The organism is Paraburkholderia sp. GAS38, assembly GCF_050434965.1.
Classification (GTDB): Bacteria; Pseudomonadota; Gammaproteobacteria; order Burkholderiales; family Burkholderiaceae; genus Paraburkholderia; species Paraburkholderia phenazinium_A.
The window spans coordinates 155,749-173,860 of record NZ_JBNDJO010000011.1; the positions used below are offsets into that span (position 1 = coordinate 155,749).

An 18,112-nucleotide genomic window follows, 5' to 3' on the forward strand; every position below is an offset into this window, starting at 1 on the left:
TCCTCGCTGCCAGCCCCTATCTTAATATCGTTATGTACTCGCCAAGCCGCCCAGGTCACCTGCGCGGTTTGAATCCGACCGGGCAAACCGGTGTGAAGTCGTCCATCGACCGATCATGACCATAACGCTACACGACAGGAATCCGCCTCGCGCCACCCTGCGCGCGCGAATCGCCAACTGGGCGCGCGGCCCCACCTTTGGGCGAGATATCGCCATCGTGCTCGCCATCAAATTTGCACTCCTGATGGTCCTGAAGTACGCCTTCTTCAATCATCCTCTGGCGGACAACATGTCCATGCCGCCCGCACTCGTTGCGCAAGCCCTGCTTTCAGCGCCTGCCCCGCATCCGTCTCAAGGTGATCAACATGCCCGTTAGCGAAGTCGTCGATCTTTCGCGCCTCCAGTTCGCCGTGACGGCGCTTTATCACTTTCTGTTCGTCCCCCTGACGCTTGGACTGTCGTGGCTGCTCGTCATCATGGAAGCCGTCTACGTGATGACCGGCAAGCAGATCTACAAGGACATGACGCAGTTCTGGGGCAAGCTGTTCGGCATCAACTTCGCCATGGGCGTCACGACCGGCCTCACGCTCGAGTTCCAGTTCGGCACCAACTGGTCGTATTACTCGCATTACGTGGGCGACATCTTCGGCGTGCCGCTCGCCGTCGAAGGGCTGATGGCTTTCTTCCTCGAATCGACTTTCGTCGGCCTGTTCTTCTTCGGCTGGAACCGTCTGTCGCGAGTGCAGCATCTGATCGTCACCTTCCTCGTGGCGCTGGGCTCGAACCTGTCGGCGCTGTGGATTCTGGTCGCGAACGGCTGGATGAACAATCCGGTCGGCGCCGAGTTCAACTACGAAACCATGCGCATGGAGCTGTCGAGCATCTTCGCCGTGCTGTTCAACCCAGTGGCGCAGGTGAAGTTCGTGCATACGGTGTCGGCCGGTTATGTGACCGCGTCGATGTTCGTGCTCGGCATCTCGTCGTGGTATCTGCTCAAGCGCCGCGACACCGAATTCGCGCTGCGCTCGTTTGCGATTGCGGCGGGTTTCGGCCTGGCGTCGACGGTCTGTGTGATCGTGCTCGGCGACGAATCGGGCTACCGCACCGGCGAAGTCCAGCAGGTCAAACTCGCCGCCATCGAATCGGAATGGGAAACCGCGCCGGCACCGGCGCCGTTCACGATCTTCGGCATTCCGAACCAGAAGGAAGAGCGGACCGACTACGCGATCCGGATTCCGTACGCACTCGGCATTATCGCGACGCGTTCGCTCGATGAACCGGTGCTCGGCCTGAAGGATCTGATCGCGCACAACGAAATCCGCATCAAGGACGGCATGCTCGCGTACGGGGCGCTGCAGCAGTTGAAGCAAGGCAATGCCACCGACGACGCCAGGACCACCTTCGCACTCCACAAGGACAATCTCGGCTACGCGCTGATGCTCAAGCAGTTCACCGCCAACGTCACCGACGCGACGCCGGAACAGATCGCCCAGGCGGCGAAGAAGACCATCCCGCCCGTGCTGCCGGTGTTCTTCTCGTTCCGGATCATGGTGGGCCTCGGCATCCTGTTTCTTGCGACCTTCGTGCTGGCGTTCTGGTTCTGCGCACAGCGTTCGCTGCTGCTCGACAAGCGCCGCTGGTTCCTGCGCTGGGCCGTGTGGGCCATTCCATTGCCGTGGATCGCGGCGGAATTCGGCTGGGTGGTGGCCGAAGTGGGCCGTCAACCGTGGACCATTGCCGGCATCCTGCCCACGGCATTGTCTGCCTCGAGCCTGACGGCCACCGACCTGTATCTGAGCATTGGCGGCTTCGTGGTGTTCTACACGGCGCTCTTCGTGATCGAGATCACGCTGATGTTCAAGTACGCGCGCCTCGGCCCGTCGTCACTGCATACGGGACGCTACCACCACGAAACGCCGCCGCCCGGTCAACCGTCCAAGCCGCTGAGCACCACGGCCGCATGAGTCGCCATCACGCTGCGCAAGCTGTCCAAGCTGTGTAAAAGGGAAAAATCATCATGGATTACGCAACCCTCAAAGTGATCTGGTGGGTCCTGATCGGCGTGTTGCTGATCGGCTTCGCCCTCACCGACGGTTTCGACATGGGCACGGCCATTCTGCTGCCCTTCATCGCGAAGACCGATACGGAGCGGCGCATCGTCGTCAATACGGTCGGCGCAACGTGGGAAGGCAACCAGGTCTGGTTCATCACCGCAGGCGGCGCGATGTTCGCCGCGTGGCCGCTCGTCTACGCCGCGTCGTTTTCGGGTTTCTATTTCGCCATGCTGCTGGTGCTGTTCTCGCTGTTCTTCCGGCCGGTGGGTTTCGACTACCGCAGCAAGCGTGAAGATCCGCGCTGGCGTAGCGCGTGGGACTGGGCGCTGTTCATCGGCGGCTTCGTGCCGGCGCTGGTGATCGGCGTCGCCTTCGGCAACCTGCTGCAAGGCGTGCCGTTCTCGTTCGATACGGACTTGCGCGTCACCTACCACGGCAGTTTCTTCGCGCTGCTCAATCCGTTTGCGGTGCTGTGCGGGCTCGTCAGCGTGTCGATGCTGGCCGCGCACGGCGCCGCCTTCGTGAAGATGAAAACGGACGACGTGATTGCGCGTCGCGCGTCGCTGGCGTTGCGCATCGCGTCGCTGGCCGGCGTGGTGTTGTTCCTGGTTGCCGGCGCGCTGGTTGCGACGATGATCGGCGGCTATCAGATCGTCGACGCCGCGCCGTTCGATACGGTCGCCAATCCGCTGTTGAAGAGCGTGATCGGAGCGCCCGGTTTGTGGCTCACCAATTACTCCACCTACCCGTGGATGGTCGCGGCGCCGGTGATCGGCGTAGTGGGCGGTATGCTGGCCGTGCTGCTCGCAAGCTCGCGCTTTGAGAAGAGCGCGTTTATCTGCACCGGGCTGATGATCGTCGGCGTGATCCTGACGGCAGGCTTCTCGATGTTCCCGTTCATCATGCCGTCGTCGCTCGACGGACGCAGCAGCCTCACCGTGTGGGATTCGACTTCGAGCCAGATGACGCTGCAGATCATGCTGATCGCCGTGATCATCTTCCTGCCCATCATCCTGATCTACACGAGCTGGGTGTACCGCGTGATGCGCGGCAAGGTGACGAGGGCCGCGCTCGAGGAGAACAGCCACTCGATGTATTGAGGCGTCCTTCCCATGGCGTCGCAGACGTAAATGAAACTGAATTCACAGGAGCACATGATGTGGTATTTCAGCTGGATTCTCGGTATTGGCGTGGCCCTCTCGTTTGGCATCATCAATGTGATGTGGCTCGAGTCGCAGCGGCCGGCTGAGGCGGCGGCAAAGCGCAAGACGGATTGACCACCTGCTGAGGAACCCTGATGAGCGGCTTGTTCAAGCAGCTCATTCATGGCGAGCGGTAAACGAAAGAGCGGCGCCTGAATGACAGGCGCCGCTCTTTTTCGTGCAGATTCATTCCCGTGACACGGAGACGGTCGAAGCCGCTCCCGTGTCACATCGCGTCACGCCGGTTGAGGCGTAACCCCACCCGTTGCACCCGCCGCCGGCAAACGTGCCGACAACTGCTGCGCATAACGCGGTGCAGCCTCACCGACGACGATGTGGAACGTATCCGGCGAGATCCACGCCACGTCGAGCGCGGCGAGACGCTGACGATCCACCGCGGTCGGGTCCGTCACCACGACGCGCAGACGGGTCGACGCCACCGCATCCAGCGACACGATATTGGTCGCACCGCCGAACACCGCGAGCCAGCGCGCCGGATCGGGATCGAGCGGACCGCTTTGCGCACCGGCAACCGCTGCAGCAGGAGCAGCAGACGCTGCCGCCGCCACTGCCGGCTTAGCCTCGACGCCGCCGCCCTGAGCAATCACGGTACGGATTTCGTCGGCGATGATGTCCGCTTCCGGTCCGATGATCACCTGCACGCTGGTAGCGCCACGCTTCAGCACACCACGCGCACCGATCGTCTTCAGATCCGCTTCCGAAACCTTGCTCGGGTCCACCACCGACAGACGCAGACGCGTCGTACAGGCATCGACGATCGACAGGTTCGCGGCGCCGCCCAATGCTGCGATATAGCGCTGGGCACGCGGCACGGATGCGGCAGCAGCCGGTGCAACGTAACCGCCCTTATCGAACGACTCGATCTGTTCTTCAGCAGCAGCGGGTTCGCGGCCCGGCGTCGCCATATTGAACTTGCGGATGAAGAAGCGGAACAGGCCGTAGTACACGACGGCGTAGATCGCACCGATCACCAGCGCCCACCAGCCCTTGGTCGACAGACCGTAGTTCAGCACATAGTCGATCGCGCCAGCCGAGAAGGTGAAGCCGAGGTGAATCCCCAGCGCCGAGCAGACGGCGAGCGAGATACCGGTCAGCACCGCGTGGATCGCATACAGCACCGGTGCGAGGAACATGAAGCTGAATTCGATCGGCTCGGTCACGCCCGTCAGGAACGAGGTGAGCGCCATCGAGAACAGCAGGCCGCCGACCATCGCGCGGCGTTCCTTCGGTGCCTCATGGAACATCGCGAGACACGCGGCCGGCAGGCCGAACATCATCACCGGGAAGAAGCCCGTCATGAAGGTGCCGGCGGTCGGGTCGCCCGCGAAGAAGCGGTGCAGGTCGCCCGTGACCGCAGCCCCGCCACCCGGCGGCGTGAAGCTGCCGAACACGAACCACGTCAGCGAGTTCAGGATGTGGTGCAGGCCCGTCACCAGCAGCAAGCGGTTCAGCACGCCGAACACGAAGGCGCCGATCGCGCCGGCGGTGGTCAGCCAGTGGCCGGCCATGTCGATCGCCGACTGCACCGGTTGCCAGACGTAGCCGAGCACAATGCCGATCACCAGACAGGTCACCCCCGTGACAATCGGCACGAAGCGTTTCCCTCCAAAGAACGCGAGGTACTCGGGTAGCTTGATGTCCTTGTACTTGTTGTACAACATCCCGGCCACGAGACCCGCCACGATCCCCGACAACACGCCCATGTTGAGCTTGTCGTTGATGTCCTTCATCACCGCGATTTCGACCAGATAACCGATCGCGCCCGCGAGCGCCGCCACGCCGTTGTTGTCCTTCGCGAAGCCGACCGCGATGCCGATTGCAAACAGCAGCGGCAGGTTGTCGAAAATCGCACCGCCCGCGTCGGCGATCATCTTGATGTTGAACACATCAGGCTGGCCAAGTCGCAGCAGCAGCCCGGCAACCGGTAGCACCGCAATCGGCAGCATCAGCGCGCGGCCGAGCCGCTGCACCTTCAGAAACGGATTCCCATCCATTTACACCTCCAATCCTTTGTCTCTTCGTCGAGTCGTAGCTTTACGTGGTTATGTAGCGAAATTGCGCCGTGGACTGTGTGGGGTTCAGTCCAGCGGCCAGGTTTCGCGGCTCACTGCTCTTACCGCCTGCGCCGACTCCAGCGCCAGGACATCCTGGGCACGTTGTTGGCACAGCTGATAATTGAGGTTGCGCACTCGCGCCTTGATGCCCGGCACCGACACCGGGTCCACCGACAGCTCGGTCACGCCCAGGCCGACGAGCAGCGGCACGGCCAGCGGATCGCCCGCCAGTGCCCCGCACACGCCCACCCATTTGCCATGCCTGTTCGCGCCCTGCACGGTCGCTGCAATCAGGCGCAGCACCGCCGGATGCAGACCGTCGGCTTGCGCGGCGAGGTCGGCCTGGCAGCGGTCCATCGCCAGCGTGTATTGCGTCAGATCGTTGGTGCCGATCGAGAGGAAGTCCGCGTACTGCGACAGTTGATCGGCCAGCAACGCCGCCGACGGCACTTCGATCATCACGCCGACTTCGATCGGATCGGTGCGGCCCATCTCGCGGGCGAATTCGTCGATGCGCTTGCGCAAGCGGATCAGTTCGCCGGCGTCCGTCACCATCGGCAGCAGGATGCGCACAGCGCCGAGCGGTTGCACCGCCAGCAGGCCGCGCAACTGGTCGTCGAGCAGGTCCGGGCGGACTTGCGCCAGACGGATGCCGCGCAGGCCGAGCGCGGGGTTCGGCTCGGGCGGCAGCGTCAGATAATCGACTTCCTTGTCCGCGCCGACATCCAGCGTGCGGATGATGGCGGTACGGCCGGCGAGCGCATCGACGATCGACTGATAGCTTTGGCGATGCTCGTCGGTGGTCGGGGCCGAGGCGCGGTGGATGAACAGCAGTTCGGTGCGCAGCAGGCCAACCGCATCCGCGCCGTTCTCGACCGCCGTCTTCGCGTCGTCCAGCGTGGCGATGTTCGCCGCCACTTCGACCGCGTGGCCGTCCGCCGTCGCGGCTGCCTGTTGCGAGGTGCGGCGGTTCGCTTCGCGCACGCCGGCAAGCCGTGTGCGTTCGACGCGGGCGCGCTCTACGTCCAGCGCCGTCGGCGCAAATTCGATTCGCCCGGCAGACGCATCGACCACGACTTCGGTGCCTTCGGGAATCGCATGCAGGGCGTCGCCCACGGCTACCAGCGCCGGAATGCCGCTCTGCCGCGCGAGAATCGCCGCGTGCGAGGTCGCGCCGCCACGGGCCATCACCAGTGCCGTGACATGCGTACGGTCCAGCGACGACAGATCGGAAGGCGTGAACTCTTCGGCCACCAGCACGGCTTCGTTCGGCAGCGTCCGTGCCGCGTTGTTCGAATAGCCGAGCGCGCGCAGCACGCGCTTTTCCAGATCGCGCAGATCCGCGGCCCGTTCGGCGAGCAGCGCGTCGTCGACTTTCGTCAGGACTGCGATCTGTGCGCGGATCGACTGGCGCCATGCAAAGCCGGCGCTCTTTCCAAGGCTGATCTGATCGCGTGCCGCGTCGAGCAGCGTCGGATCTTCAAGCAAGACGCGGTGGACCGCGAAAATGCCCGCCTCGCCATGCGCGCCGCGTTGCGAGGCATCGCGCACTGTTGTGTTCAGTTCGGCGTCGACGGTGGCAAGCGCCTTGTCGAGCAGACGGCTTTCCGCCGCCGACGTGCCGCTTGCCGTCTCGGGTGGATCGAGATCCGCATCGTCCCAGCGCACCAGCTTGCCGACCGCGATGCCAGGCGCCGCGCAAACGCCCGCTAGCGTATTGGGCGCGAGCGGCGCACCGCCTGTCTGGGCCATCAGAGGCGCCGGCGAACTTTGCCGGGCCGGCTTTTCTTCGACTTCGCCATGCGCTTCGCGCAGCAACTCATGCGCGACCGCTTCGACCGCGGCAGCCGCTTGCGGACCGACGCCGAGAATTTCGACCGTCGCACCTTCGCCCGCGCCGAGGCCGAGCAGACCCACGACGCTTTCGATCGGCGCCTTACGGCCGTCGTAACGCACTTCAACGCGTGCATCGAGACCGCGCGCCGCTTCACGCGCACGAGCCGCGGGACGCGCATGCAAACCGCCGGCGTGACCGAGCGTCACCGTCTGGCGCGCTTCTTCCGTCACATGAGTCGCCTGGCGCGAGGCTTCCGCCGCCGCGCCGCCTCGCTCGCGCAGCACCAGCAACGGCGTTTTACCCGCCTTCAGCATGCCGCCTTCCGCGCGCTCGACGATCTCGAACGCATCCGAGTTCGCAATCGCAATCACCGACACCAGGCTCGGCGCATTGCACGCCACCAGATCCTGATCGAACTCGATCAACAGATCGCCAGTGCGCACCTGGGCGCCCTGCGCGACCTTCGGCGTAAAGCCGCGGCCGTTCAGTTCGACCGTGTCGATACCGATGTGCAGCAGGATCTCCGCGCCCTCGGCCGTCGCCAGCGTCAGCGCATGACCGGTGCGCGCCAGATGCGTGACAACCCCGTCGCACGGCGCGACGAGTTTGCCCTCCAGCGGATCCACGCCAATCCCGTCGCCGAACATGCCGCCCGAAAACACAGGGTCGGGCACGTTCGCGAGCGGCACGACCGGACCGGTCATGGGCGCGAGCAAAACAATATGGCCTTGGGAATGGCTCATCAAGCGGGACTCCTCGACACGTCGCATCTGATTTCTCGATCAGTGAGTTTCGGTGACTTTATTCAGATGGCGCGGCGCATCGGGATTGCGTCCGCGTGCGGCGGCAAGACCCGCAGCCATCACGTAAAAGGAAAGAATGGCGGCGATCGGGTCGAGCGCCGCATGGGCCGTCGTCACGAGCGGCAAAGTGGCTTCCGGCACATCGGCCGGGGCGGCGAGCAGCACGCGTGCGCCGCGCGCCTGCATGTCGCGGGCAAGCTGGATCAGGCCGGCCTGCTCGGGGCCGCGCGGCGCGAACACCAGCAGCGGGTAGTCGCGATCGATCAACTCCATCGGACCATGGCGCACTTCGGCGCTTGAAAACGCCTCGGCCTGGATGCCCGAGGTTTCCTTGAGCTTAAGCGCCGCTTCCTGCGCGATCGCAAGACCGAGACCCCGGCCGATCACGATCATGCGTTCGACACCGCGCAATTCTTCAACGGCCTGGCTCCAGTCGAGCTGGCCGGCGCGCCGCAAGGCTTCGGGCAAGTCGCGCAGCGCAGCGAGCAACGCTTCGTCGCGCTGCCAGTGCGCCACCAGTTGCGCGGAGATCGACAGCATCGCGATATAGCTCTTGGTGGCCGCGACGCTCAATTCAGGACCGGCGACGAGCGGCAGGTGCCATTCGCACGCGTCGGACAGCGGCGATTGCGGCGCGTTCACGGCGGCCACGGTCAGGGCGCCGGCCTCGCGCAACGCAACCATCGTGCCGACCAGATCCGGGCTCTTGCCGGACTGCGAGAACGCGACAGCCAACTGATCGCGCACTTGCAATGGCGCCTGCTGCAGCGTCGCCACGGACATCGGCAACGAAGCGACCGGCACGCCGATGCGGCTCATGGTAAGGCTTGCGAAATAACTGGCTGCGTGGTCCGAGCTACCGCGTGCCACAGTGAGCGCGACATGGCGCGGATGTTCAGCGAGCTTCCGCGCGAGCGCCTCGACGCGCGACGTATCGGCAAGCTGCGCGGCGACCACTTCGGCGGACGCCAGCGCTTCGTTAAGCATATTCGACAATTGATTCTCCTTCGACGTAAGTCGCGGTCAGCGCCAGTTCACGATCGAACACGACGATATCGGCCCAGGCACCGCGCGCGATGCGGCCGCGGTCTTCGATGCCGAGGTAGTCGGCGGCGTAGCGCGACAGACGGTTTGACACATCGGCCATAGGCAAGCCGATCGATACCAGATTGCGCAGCGCCTGATCCATCGTCAGGGTGCTGCCGGCGAGCGTGCCGTCGGCAAGACGGACGCCGCCCAGACACTTCGTGACATGCTGGCTGCCGAGACGGTACTCACCGTCCGGCATGCCGGTAGCGGAGGTGCTGTCGGTCACCACATACACGCGCGGAATCGCCCGCATGGCGGCGCGAATCGCGCCAGGATGCACGTGCAGCAGATCGGGGATGATCTCCGCGAACTCGGCGTGCGCGAGCGCGGCGCCGACCATGCCGGGATTGCGGTGATGCAGCGGCGACATCGCGTTGAACAGATGCGTAAAGCCGCACGCGCCGTGCTTGAGCGCGGCGACGGCATCGTCGTAGGTACCGAGCGAATGGCCGAGCTGCACGCGCACGCCGCGCGCGGCGATTTCGGAAATGATGTCCATGTGGCCGGAGATTTCCGGCGCGATCGTGACCACGCGGATTGGCGCGATGGACAGATACTTCAGCACTTCATCGAGCACCGCCGACACCGCGGCGTCCGGCTGCGCACCGAGCTTGCCGGGATTGATATACGGGCCTTCGAGGTGAACCCCCAGCACGCGCGAACCACCCGGCGTGCGCACCCGGGCGACGTCGCCGAGATTCGCGACCACGTTCATCAGCTCTTCGCGCGGCGCGGTCATCGTGGTGGCGAGCAGGCTGGTGGTGCCGAAGCGGGCGTGCGTGCGCGTGATCGTCTCGATCGCGTTGCCCGCCTCCATGACGTCGGAGCCGCCGCCGCCGTGCACGTGCAGATCGATGAAGCCCGGCAGGATATAGGGCGCGTCGTTGGTGGACGGGTCGACCCGCTCGCCCGTGAGCGACGTGATGCGGCCGTTTTCGTATTCGAGCGTGCCGTAAATCCACCCATCGGTGGTGAGTATGTTTCCGGTCAGCATGAGTCTCTCTGATATTACGTAGTGCGATACGTTGCCAATTCGCGCTCTTCAGCCTTGCGCGAGGGTTGCGCCGATACTGCGCCGGTCCTGCGACGTTATTGCGCCCTCATTGGCGCAACTCGGCGACAAAGTCGTAGTAATCGTCCCGGCAGTAGGTGTCCGTCAATTCGATCGCGCGCTGATCGGCGCTATAGCCGATGCGCGTGATCACCAGCAGCGCCGAGCGCGGCTCGATGTCCATCAACGACGCAATCTCGCTCGTCGCATTGACGGCCCGAAAGTGCTGCAGCGCGCGCACCACCGCCATGCCGCGCTGTTCCAGATAGCTGTACAACGACACGCCGATGGCCTGCGGGTCGGGCACGATCGAGGCCGGCAACGCCGAATGCTCCACCGCCATCACGATGCCGTCCGCGCGCCGCAGGCGCCGCAGACTCGTGACCGCCGCGCCCGGCGACAGGCCGAGGTGCACCAGTTCGTCGCGATTCGCCGCGCGGATGCCGCGCTCGAGCCAGACTGAGTCCGGACGAAAGCCGCGTTGCTGCATCTTTTTCGTGAAGCCGGTGAGCCGCGACAGCGGATCTTCGACGCGCGGCGTGATGAAGCTGCCCGCTCCTCGCGCACGCCGGATCAGGCCTTGCTCGACCAGCAGCTCAATCGCCTTGCGCGCGGTAATGCGCGACACGCCAATCGCATCCGACAACGTACGCTCCGACGGCAACGCCTCGCCGGCCGACCAGACGCCACAGTGGATCGCCGTGGCCAGGTTGCGCGCGAGTTGCAGATAGAGCGGCGTGACGTTGCGAGCGTCAGGCATCAATGCGGACCAGCGTGTTTCCATGGGACTCGGATGGGTCGAAAGGACGAGCACGGGCTACGAAAGGAGAGCCCATTATATAACCACCATAATACCAGTCAATCGAGTTGTTTCAGGCCTCGCAGATCGCCCTCAAAGCCTTGATGGGAAAGGGATTTAGCGTGATTTACAGCGATTTTCCGGGCATCTTCGATGATCGGTATTTACCCGTATTCGGCATCATTTCCGGCCCAGTAGCGAACCACTGGTTCGCTACCGCACAGAGCGCTTAACATCACCTTGCTAGTTTCGTCTTACTAATGCCTTGCGATGCGGCTGGAGCACAATATTTTCCGTTTTTATATAGGATGGCAGCCAATATCCCGCTGTGTGACACTCACGAAACCCCCCGGAGAGCCGTACGTTGACCGATCCCACAGCGCTGCGGCGCGCTGAGGCAGTTCGCCACTTCAACCGCTTCTATACGAAGCACGTCGGCGCACTGCATGAGCGCCTGCAAAAAAGCGCGTTCTCATTGACCGAGGTGCGCGTGCTGCATGAACTGGCACGCGAACGCGCACAAACCGCCGCGGTACTGACGCGCAACCTGGGACTCGACAGCGGCTATCTGAGCCGTCTGCTGACGAGCTTCGAGCGCCGCAACCTGATCACCCGGCGTCCCTCGGAAAGCGACGCGCGTCAGTCGCTCATCGCGCTTACCGACGAGGGTCATGCCGCTTATGCACCGCTCGACTGCGCCGCCATCGAAGAAGTGCTGTCGGTGCTGGAACGGCTCGCAGACAGTTCGCAGGAGCAACTGATCGGCGCCATGAAGCTCGTCGAACGGCTGCTCGACGATCAGCCGCGGCGCGGCATCATCACCTTGCGGGCGCCGCGCGGCGGCGAATATGGCTGGCTGGTGCACCGGCAAGCCATATTGTTCGCCAGCGAACACGGCTGGGATCAATCGTTCGAAGGATGGCTCGCGAAGACGGTCGCGGACTTCACGCTGAATCGCGATCCGCTACGCGAGACCTGCTGGATCGCCGAACAGGACGATTCGATTGTCGGTTCAGCCATGGTGATGGGCGTGTCGGCCACGGTCGCGCGGGTCGAACTGCTGTACATCGAGCCCGATATGCGCCGCCTCGGTATCGGCACGCAACTGGTCGACGAATGCGCGCGATTCGCGAGACGCGCGGGCTATACCAAGCTGACGCTCTCGACCGTCACCACGCTTGCCGAGTCGCGGCGGCTCTGCGAGCGCGCCGGGTTTATCTGCGCCAGCTCGACGCCGGAGCTACGCTTCGGCCATGACCTGACGGTGGAGCGCTGGGAGCGCGATCTGTAGAGGGGCTTGGGCGGCTGCAGCTCGAAGAGAATCTAGAAAATCAACTCCCCCACCGCCGCCGCCAATGCCACCACCAGCCATGGGGGCGTACGCAGTGCCCACAGCAGCACCAGCGCAGCGGCGGCAAAGGCAACGTCGGTGAGGCTGCGGAGTGAATGAACGCAAAGCGGCGAGTAGAACGCTGCGCCCAGCAAGCCAACGACGGCGGCATTGATACCCAGTAGCGCGTAACGCACCCAGCGCACCGAGCGCAGCCGGTCCCACAGGGGCACCACGCCAACCACGAGCAGAAACGAAGGCAGAAAGATGGCGACCACCGCGATTGCCGCTCCGACAATGCCCGCCGGCTGCTGGCTGGAAACGCTGCCGAGGAAAGCCGCGAAGGTGAAGAGCGGACCCGGCACCGCTTGAGCAGCACCGTAACCGGCGATAAAAGCGTCGGGCCGAACCCAGCCGGACGTCACCACGACTGACTCGAGCAAGGGCAGCACGACGTGACCGCCGCCGAAAACCAGCGAACCCACCCGAAAGAAACTGCTGAACAGATGCAGCGCGTAACTGCCCGAGAGTGCCGCCATGGCCGGCAACCCGAACAGCAGCGCCGCAAACAGCGCGAGCACGAGTGCAGGATGCGCCGCGGTACTCCTCGTGATCGGCTCACCCGCGCTACCCGGTACGGGCAAGCGGTGTCGCAGCAACCAGCCCGCCAGTGCACCGACCAGCAGTGCGGCAATTTGCATCAACGGCGTCGCGCCGCTGAGCATCACGGCCGCAGCCACTGCAGCAATTGCCAGCCGCGGCAAATCCGGACAGAGCGTGCGAGTCATGCTCCAGAGTGCTTGCGCGACGACCGCTACGGCGGCCAGTCCGAGGCCATGCAACCAGCCGGCGGAGGCGGCGCCGGCGCCGTAGTGCGTCATCACAAGCCCAAACGCCCACAACAAAACCGCGGACGGCAAGGTAAAGCCGAGCCACGCGGCAAACGCACCAGCGAGACCACCCTGTCTCAGCCCAAGTGCGATGCCGACCTGGCTGCTCGACGGTCCCGGCATGAACTGGCAGAGCGCAACGATATCGGCAAATGCTTCGTCGCTCAGCCATGCCCTCCGTTTGACGAATTCATCGCGGAAGAAGCCGATATGCGCGACCGGACCGCCGAAGCAAGTAAGGCCCAGTTTCAGGAAGATCAGGAAAATGCGCGGCGCAGTGAGGCGCGCCATTGAGTCCTGTGAAGCCATGCAGCAGTCCTCGTAGAACAGGCGTGGCGAATTATCCAGCATCTGCGACGTGGCAAGAGCGAGGCGCAGTGTTTCGATGGCGCGGGTTGGTTCGGGTGGCGTAAAAAAAGCGCCATGGTCATCCATGGCGCCTGGTGTTTCGCGGCCCGCTGTCGCGGTCTACGCCGTGCTTAGAACGACGGCACCACCGAACCCTTGAACTGCGTCTTGATGAACTGGCGCACGTCTTCCGATTGATAAGCCGCCACCAGCTTCTTCACCCACGGCTTGTCCTTGTCCTGGGTGCGCACGGCAATCAGGTTCGCGTACGGGCTGTGGATGTCCTCGAGCGCGATGGCATCCCTGGTCGGCTGCAAGCCGCCGGCAAGTGCGTAGTTGGTGTTGATGGCAGCGGCGTCGACGTCGGACAGCGAGCGCGGCAATTGCGCCGCATCCAGTTCGACCAGCTTCACCTTCTTCGGATTGTCGGCAACGTCGAGCGGCGTCGCGCTGTTGCCGTTCGTGCCGGCGCCGGCCTTCAGCTTGAGCACGCCCTGCGCCTGCAGCAACAGCAGCGCGCGGTTCTCATTGGACGGATCGTTCGGCACGGCGACCTTCGCACCCTGCGGCAGGTCCTTCAGCGACTTGATCTTCTTCGAGTAGATGCCGAGCGGCGAGATGTAGGTGAGACCGGCGCTGACGATCTTGTAGCCGCGCTGCTTCACCTGGCTGTCGAGGTAGGGCTGGTGCTGGAAGCTGTTGGCATCCAGATCGCCGGCGTCGAGCGCGGCGTTCGGCTGCACATAATCGTTGAATTCGATGACCTTCACGTTCAGGCCTTCGCGCTGCGCCACTTTCTGGACCACGGCCCAGATTTGCGCATCGGGACCGCTGATGGTGCCGACCTTGATGACCTTGTCATCGGCATGAGCGGAGAAGCTGGTGACGAAGGCGGCGGTAGCGACAACTGCGGAGAGGGCTTTCAGGATATTTCTGCGCTGCATGGTGTTCTCGTTGGTTCTGATCGGTGTCAGATTCAGGTGAAAAGCCGGTGGCGTATTGCGTACCGCCGACTGGACCGCAAATGGTCTCATAGGGCCGGCGAGAAGTGAAATATCACGATCTCATATCGGTATGCCGTGGGGCGTACGGGGATGCGATGCGTGAGCACCGGGGCTGAATCTGCCAACTCTGGTGTGATGCTTCGAGACCAACAGGGATCAACAGAACGAAAAGAAATAGCGGGTCGCCATGCGCGTGCCAAGAGCACGCGCATGGCATCCAGCCTTAATCGAGCAGCAGCTTGATATCGTGCACCCAGGGCGCGGCGCCCTGGCCATCGCGGGCGAAGAGCCGCAGCTTGCCGTCCGGGTCGAAGACATAGCTCGCAGCCGTGTGGTCCATCGTATAGCTATCGGGCGTCTTGCCCGGCACCTTCGCGTAGTAGACGCGGAAGTCCTTTGTCACCTTGGTGAGCTGCGCCTCGTCGGCGGGACGCAAGCCGACAAACGAAGGATTGAAGGCCGGCACATACTGCGCCATCAGCGCCGCGGTATCGCGCTCGGGATCGACGGTGACGAACAACACCTGGACGCGGCTGGCATCCGTGGGTCCGAGTTGCTGCAGCGCTTGCGAAAGCTCGGCCATCGTCGTCGGACAGACGTCCGGGCAATGCGTGTAGCCGAAGAACAGCACCACCACCTTGCCCTTGTAGTCCGCGAGCGTGCGAGTCTTGCCGGTGGTGTCGGGTAACGAGAAGTCCGTGCCGAACTGCGCATTGCCGGTGATGTCGACGTTCTGGAACGAGGGAGCGGGTTTGCCGCAGCCAGAGGCCAGTAGCGCGCCGCCGAGCGCACAGGTCATCATGGCGGCGCGCGCGAGGCGCGCTAGCCGGTTTGTGAGCATGGTGTTACGCGCCGATCAGGACACGTGCATAGTGATCGATCAACAGCGCGGCGAACAGCAGCGACAGATAAATGATCGAGTAACGGAACAACTGACGCGCGAGTGTATCGGAGTACTCCCGATAGATCTTCCACGCGTATGCGAGAAACACGGCGCCGAGCAGCACCGCGGCCAGCAGATAAACGACGCCGCTCATGCCGGAGATGAACGGCATCAACGTGACCGCGAACAGGATCACGGAATACAGGAAAATATGCAGCCGCGTGTACTGCTCGCCATGGGTGTTCGGCAGCATCGGCAGACCGGCGTTTTCGTAGTCCTTGCGGCGATACAGCGCGAGCGCCCAGAAATGCGGCGGCGTCCACACGAAGATGATCAACACCAGAATCCATGCATCGCCGGGCACGTGGCCCGTGACTGCGGCCCACCCCAGCGCCGGCGGCATGGCACCCGAAGCGCCGCCGATCACGATGTTCTGCGGCGTGGCCGGCTTGAGCAGCAGCGTGTAGATAACGGCATAGCCGACGAAAGTGGCGATCGTCAGCCACATGGTCAGCGGATTGGCGAACGTATAAAGCGTCCACATGCCAAGGCCGCCGAGCACCGCCGAAAACAGCAGGATTTGCCCCGTGGTGATTTCGCCGCGTGCCGACGGACGCCACGAGGTGCGGCGCATCTTCGCGTCGATCTTCTGTTCGACGAGGCAATTGATGGCGAAGGCCGCGCCGGCCAGCAGCCAGATGCCGACTGTGCCGCCGATCAGCACGGCCCACGGCACCATGCCGGGCGTGGAGAGGAACATACCGATCACCGCGCAGAACACGGCAAGCTGCGTCACGCGCGGCTTGGTCAGCGCGATGTATTGGGAAATCCGGCTACCGGGGGTCTGGGAAAGAGTTGTGCTGTCCATGAGGGTCACGCTGGCGCGGCATCGCGCGCGGGCAACGCGGCGCGGCCGGGACGGCTATAAGCGATCCGAAAGTTTAGCATAACGAGCAGGAGCAGCAGGATTGCGGCGCCACCGTTATGGGCGACTGCAACGGCCAACGGCCATTGCAGGACGATGTTTGAGAGGCCCGTGACGAACTGGATCAGCACCACCAGCAACACGCCGTTGGCGGGACGCCGCAGCGATTCGAAGCGGCGCACCTTCAGCGCGAACCAGAGCAGATAGGCGACCACCACGATCGCAAAGGTCCGGTGGGTCCAGTGGATCGCCACCAGCGCATCCTGGGTGATCATCTCGCCGTCGCCGGTCATGCCAAGCGCGCGCCACAGGTGGAAGCCGTGGGCGAAGTCCATCGGCGGAATCCATTGGCCGTTGCAGGTCGGGAAGTCGGTGCAGGCCAGCACCGCGTAGTTCGTACTGACCCAGCCGCCCAGCGCAATCTGCACGATCAGTAGCGCCAGGCCGGCAAGCGCCGCCGCACGCCAGTGCGCGACCTCGGGCTCGTAGGCAGGCAGCGGCGTCTGGCGCGCCGCCAGCCAACCGAGCGTGCCGAGCAAGGCGAGGCCCAGCAGCAGGTGCGTCGTCACGATCACCGGTTGCAGCTTGAGCGTCACGGTCCACGCGCCGAACGCGCCCTGCACCAGAATCAGCAGGAGCAGCGAGGTCGGCCACCAGGGCGACACATGCAGCGGACGCCGCTTGATACGCGCCACCCATGCGATCAGCGTCTGCGCGACGATCAACACGCCGATCGCCATCGCGAAGTAGCGGTGGATCATTTCGATCCACGCCTTGGTCATGCTGACGGGCCCGGTAGGCATGGCCTGGTGAGCCGCGGCGATCGCGGCGTGCGCGATGAAGGGCGAGGACGTCCCGTAGCAACCGGGCCAGTCCGGGCAGCCGAGACCGGAGTCGGTGAGGCGCGTGAAGCCGCCGAACATCACGAGGTCCAGCGTCATGAAGGTGGTGACCCAGACCAGCTTGCGGAATTTATTGTCGTCGGCCTTGACCCATACGTAGGACAGCGGCAACAACGCAATGCACAAGCCGATCATGCCCAGTTGCAGTACGAACATCTCTCTACCTTCTCGCGATAAACGGTGCGGCCGATGGTGCTACAGGCGGTCCACTCCGCGGTGCACTCCGGCATGCGATAAAACGCCGCATCAGCCGATGCTCGACCACTTCAGCAGCTTCGTGATGTCACCCTTGATCTTGCTCGGGTTTGGATCTTTCGGGAAACGCATCATCAGATTGCCGTTCGGATCGACCACGAAAATGTGATCGGTGAGGCTCGTGCCGGCATCGACCGGCAGCCAGGCGGTCAGCGCGGCCGGGTCGGCGATCAGCTTGCGCGTGTCCGGATAGGCTTTTTCGATGACGTCCGACACGTTGCCGGCGTCGGTGCGCAGCCAGACCTCGACGACCCGCTCGCGCTCCGGTCCTTGCGTCGCGCGCACCTGGCGCATGAAATACAGCTTGGTGACGCAAGCCTTGTCGCAGGCGCTGCTGTCGACGGAAACCAGCAGCCATTTGCCGCGCAGCGAGGCGAGCGCCAGCAGCTTGCCGTCGTCGCCCGTCACGACCAGGCCCTCGGGAATCGGCCGCTGCGGCTCGACCAGCGCGCCGTAACTCGTGCTGCCGCCGGTGGGTTTGATGACGTAGTACGTGAAGTACGAGCCGATTACCGGCGCGGCGCAGACGAGCGCGATCAGCAGCATCATCCAGCGGCCGCGATGCCACGATCCTTTGCCGTGGGGCTGACCGGGCATCACGGCCGGGCCAGCGGATTTGCCGGCTTGCGGCGAACGGGGAGATTGCGTCGACACTACAAAACCTC

At 64.0% G+C, this 18,112-nt stretch carries 16 protein-coding genes; 5 read left to right on the top strand and 11 right to left on the bottom strand.

What is annotated here, in order from left to right:
- The first annotated feature begins 115 nt into the window (after positions 1–115).
- From cydP to cydX, 4 genes are read left to right on the top strand one after another with little or no spacing between them, the layout of a single operon-like run.
- On the top strand, positions 116–376 hold the full coding sequence (gene cydP / locus P3T42_RS24420) for a cytochrome oxidase putative small subunit CydP (RefSeq protein WP_429307472.1): 261 nt from the start codon (positions 116–118) through the stop codon (positions 374–376).
- The gene (locus P3T42_RS24425) at positions 366–1,964 is read left to right on the top strand and encodes a cytochrome ubiquinol oxidase subunit I (RefSeq protein ID WP_074300880.1); all 1,599 of its coding nucleotides are present in this window, start codon (positions 366–368) and stop codon (positions 1,962–1,964) included. The genes cydP and P3T42_RS24425 overlap by 11 nt, the downstream gene beginning before the upstream one ends.
- Positions 1,965–2,017: 53 nt before the next feature.
- Positions 2,018–3,154, top strand: coding sequence for a cytochrome d ubiquinol oxidase subunit II (gene cydB, locus P3T42_RS24430; RefSeq protein ID WP_074300881.1), 1,137 nt, complete (start codon positions 2,018–2,020; stop codon positions 3,152–3,154).
- 57 nt (positions 3,155–3,211) lie between these two features.
- On the top strand, positions 3,212–3,331 hold the full coding sequence (gene cydX / locus P3T42_RS24435; protein ID WP_074300882.1) for a cytochrome bd-I oxidase subunit CydX: 120 nt from the start codon (positions 3,212–3,214) through the stop codon (positions 3,329–3,331).
- A gap of 161 nt (positions 3,332–3,492) precedes the next feature.
- Here the strand turns inward: cydX and nagE are convergent, their stop codons facing one another.
- The 5 genes from nagE to P3T42_RS24460 form a co-directional block, all read right to left on the bottom strand.
- Positions 3,493–5,271, bottom strand: coding sequence for an N-acetylglucosamine-specific PTS transporter subunit IIBC (nagE, locus tag P3T42_RS24440; protein ID WP_429307473.1), 1,779 nt, complete (start codon positions 5,269–5,271; stop codon positions 3,493–3,495).
- 84 nt (positions 5,272–5,355) lie between these two features.
- Positions 5,356–7,911 (bottom strand): phosphoenolpyruvate--protein phosphotransferase, encoded by a 2,556-nt coding sequence (gene ptsP / locus P3T42_RS24445; RefSeq protein ID WP_429307474.1) that lies wholly within the window; start codon positions 7,909–7,911, stop codon positions 5,356–5,358.
- A 39-nt stretch (positions 7,912–7,950) separates the two neighbouring features.
- Entirely contained in the window at positions 7,951–8,958 is a 1,008-nt protein-coding gene (locus P3T42_RS24450) for an SIS domain-containing protein (RefSeq protein ID WP_429307532.1), read from the bottom strand.
- On the bottom strand, positions 8,951–10,054 hold the full coding sequence (gene nagA, locus P3T42_RS24455; RefSeq protein WP_074300886.1) for an N-acetylglucosamine-6-phosphate deacetylase: 1,104 nt from the start codon (positions 10,052–10,054) through the stop codon (positions 8,951–8,953). The genes P3T42_RS24450 and nagA overlap by 8 nt, the downstream gene beginning before the upstream one ends.
- Before the next feature lie 106 nt (positions 10,055–10,160).
- Complete coding sequence (locus tag P3T42_RS24460; RefSeq protein ID WP_074300887.1) at positions 10,161–10,895, bottom strand: GntR family transcriptional regulator; 735 nt, start codon at positions 10,893–10,895, stop codon at positions 10,161–10,163.
- Between the two features lie 379 nt (positions 10,896–11,274).
- On the opposite strand from P3T42_RS24460, the gene P3T42_RS24465 reads away from it, so the two are divergent.
- Entirely contained in the window at positions 11,275–12,201 is a 927-nt protein-coding gene (locus P3T42_RS24465) for a bifunctional helix-turn-helix transcriptional regulator/GNAT family N-acetyltransferase (protein ID WP_429307475.1), read from the top strand.
- A gap of 32 nt (positions 12,202–12,233) precedes the next feature.
- Here P3T42_RS24465 and chrA read toward each other — a convergent pair whose 3' ends face one another.
- From chrA to P3T42_RS24495, 6 genes are all read right to left on the bottom strand, one after another.
- On the bottom strand, positions 12,234–13,439 hold the full coding sequence (gene chrA / locus P3T42_RS24470; protein ID WP_429307476.1) for a chromate efflux transporter: 1,206 nt from the start codon (positions 13,437–13,439) through the stop codon (positions 12,234–12,236).
- A gap of 170 nt (positions 13,440–13,609) precedes the next feature.
- Positions 13,610–14,422 carry a MetQ/NlpA family ABC transporter substrate-binding protein gene (locus tag P3T42_RS24475; RefSeq protein ID WP_074301776.1) on the bottom strand — a complete coding sequence of 271 codons (813 nt, stop codon included), beginning with the start codon at positions 14,420–14,422 and terminating at the stop codon, positions 13,610–13,612.
- A 283-nt stretch (positions 14,423–14,705) separates the two neighbouring features.
- On the bottom strand, positions 14,706–15,323 hold the full coding sequence (locus P3T42_RS24480) for an SCO family protein (protein ID WP_429307477.1): 618 nt from the start codon (positions 15,321–15,323) through the stop codon (positions 14,706–14,708).
- Between the two features lie 4 nt (positions 15,324–15,327).
- Positions 15,328–16,233, bottom strand: a complete 906-nt coding sequence (gene cyoE, locus P3T42_RS24485; protein ID WP_429307478.1) for a heme o synthase — start codon at positions 16,231–16,233, stop codon at positions 15,328–15,330.
- A 5-nt stretch (positions 16,234–16,238) separates the two neighbouring features.
- Positions 16,239–17,348 (bottom strand): COX15/CtaA family protein, encoded by a 1,110-nt coding sequence (locus tag P3T42_RS24490; RefSeq protein ID WP_429307479.1) that lies wholly within the window; start codon positions 17,346–17,348, stop codon positions 16,239–16,241.
- A 90-nt stretch (positions 17,349–17,438) separates the two neighbouring features.
- Entirely contained in the window at positions 17,439–18,101 is a 663-nt protein-coding gene (locus P3T42_RS24495; protein WP_074300892.1) for an SCO family protein, read from the bottom strand.
- Positions 18,102–18,112: the final 11 nt, after the last annotated feature.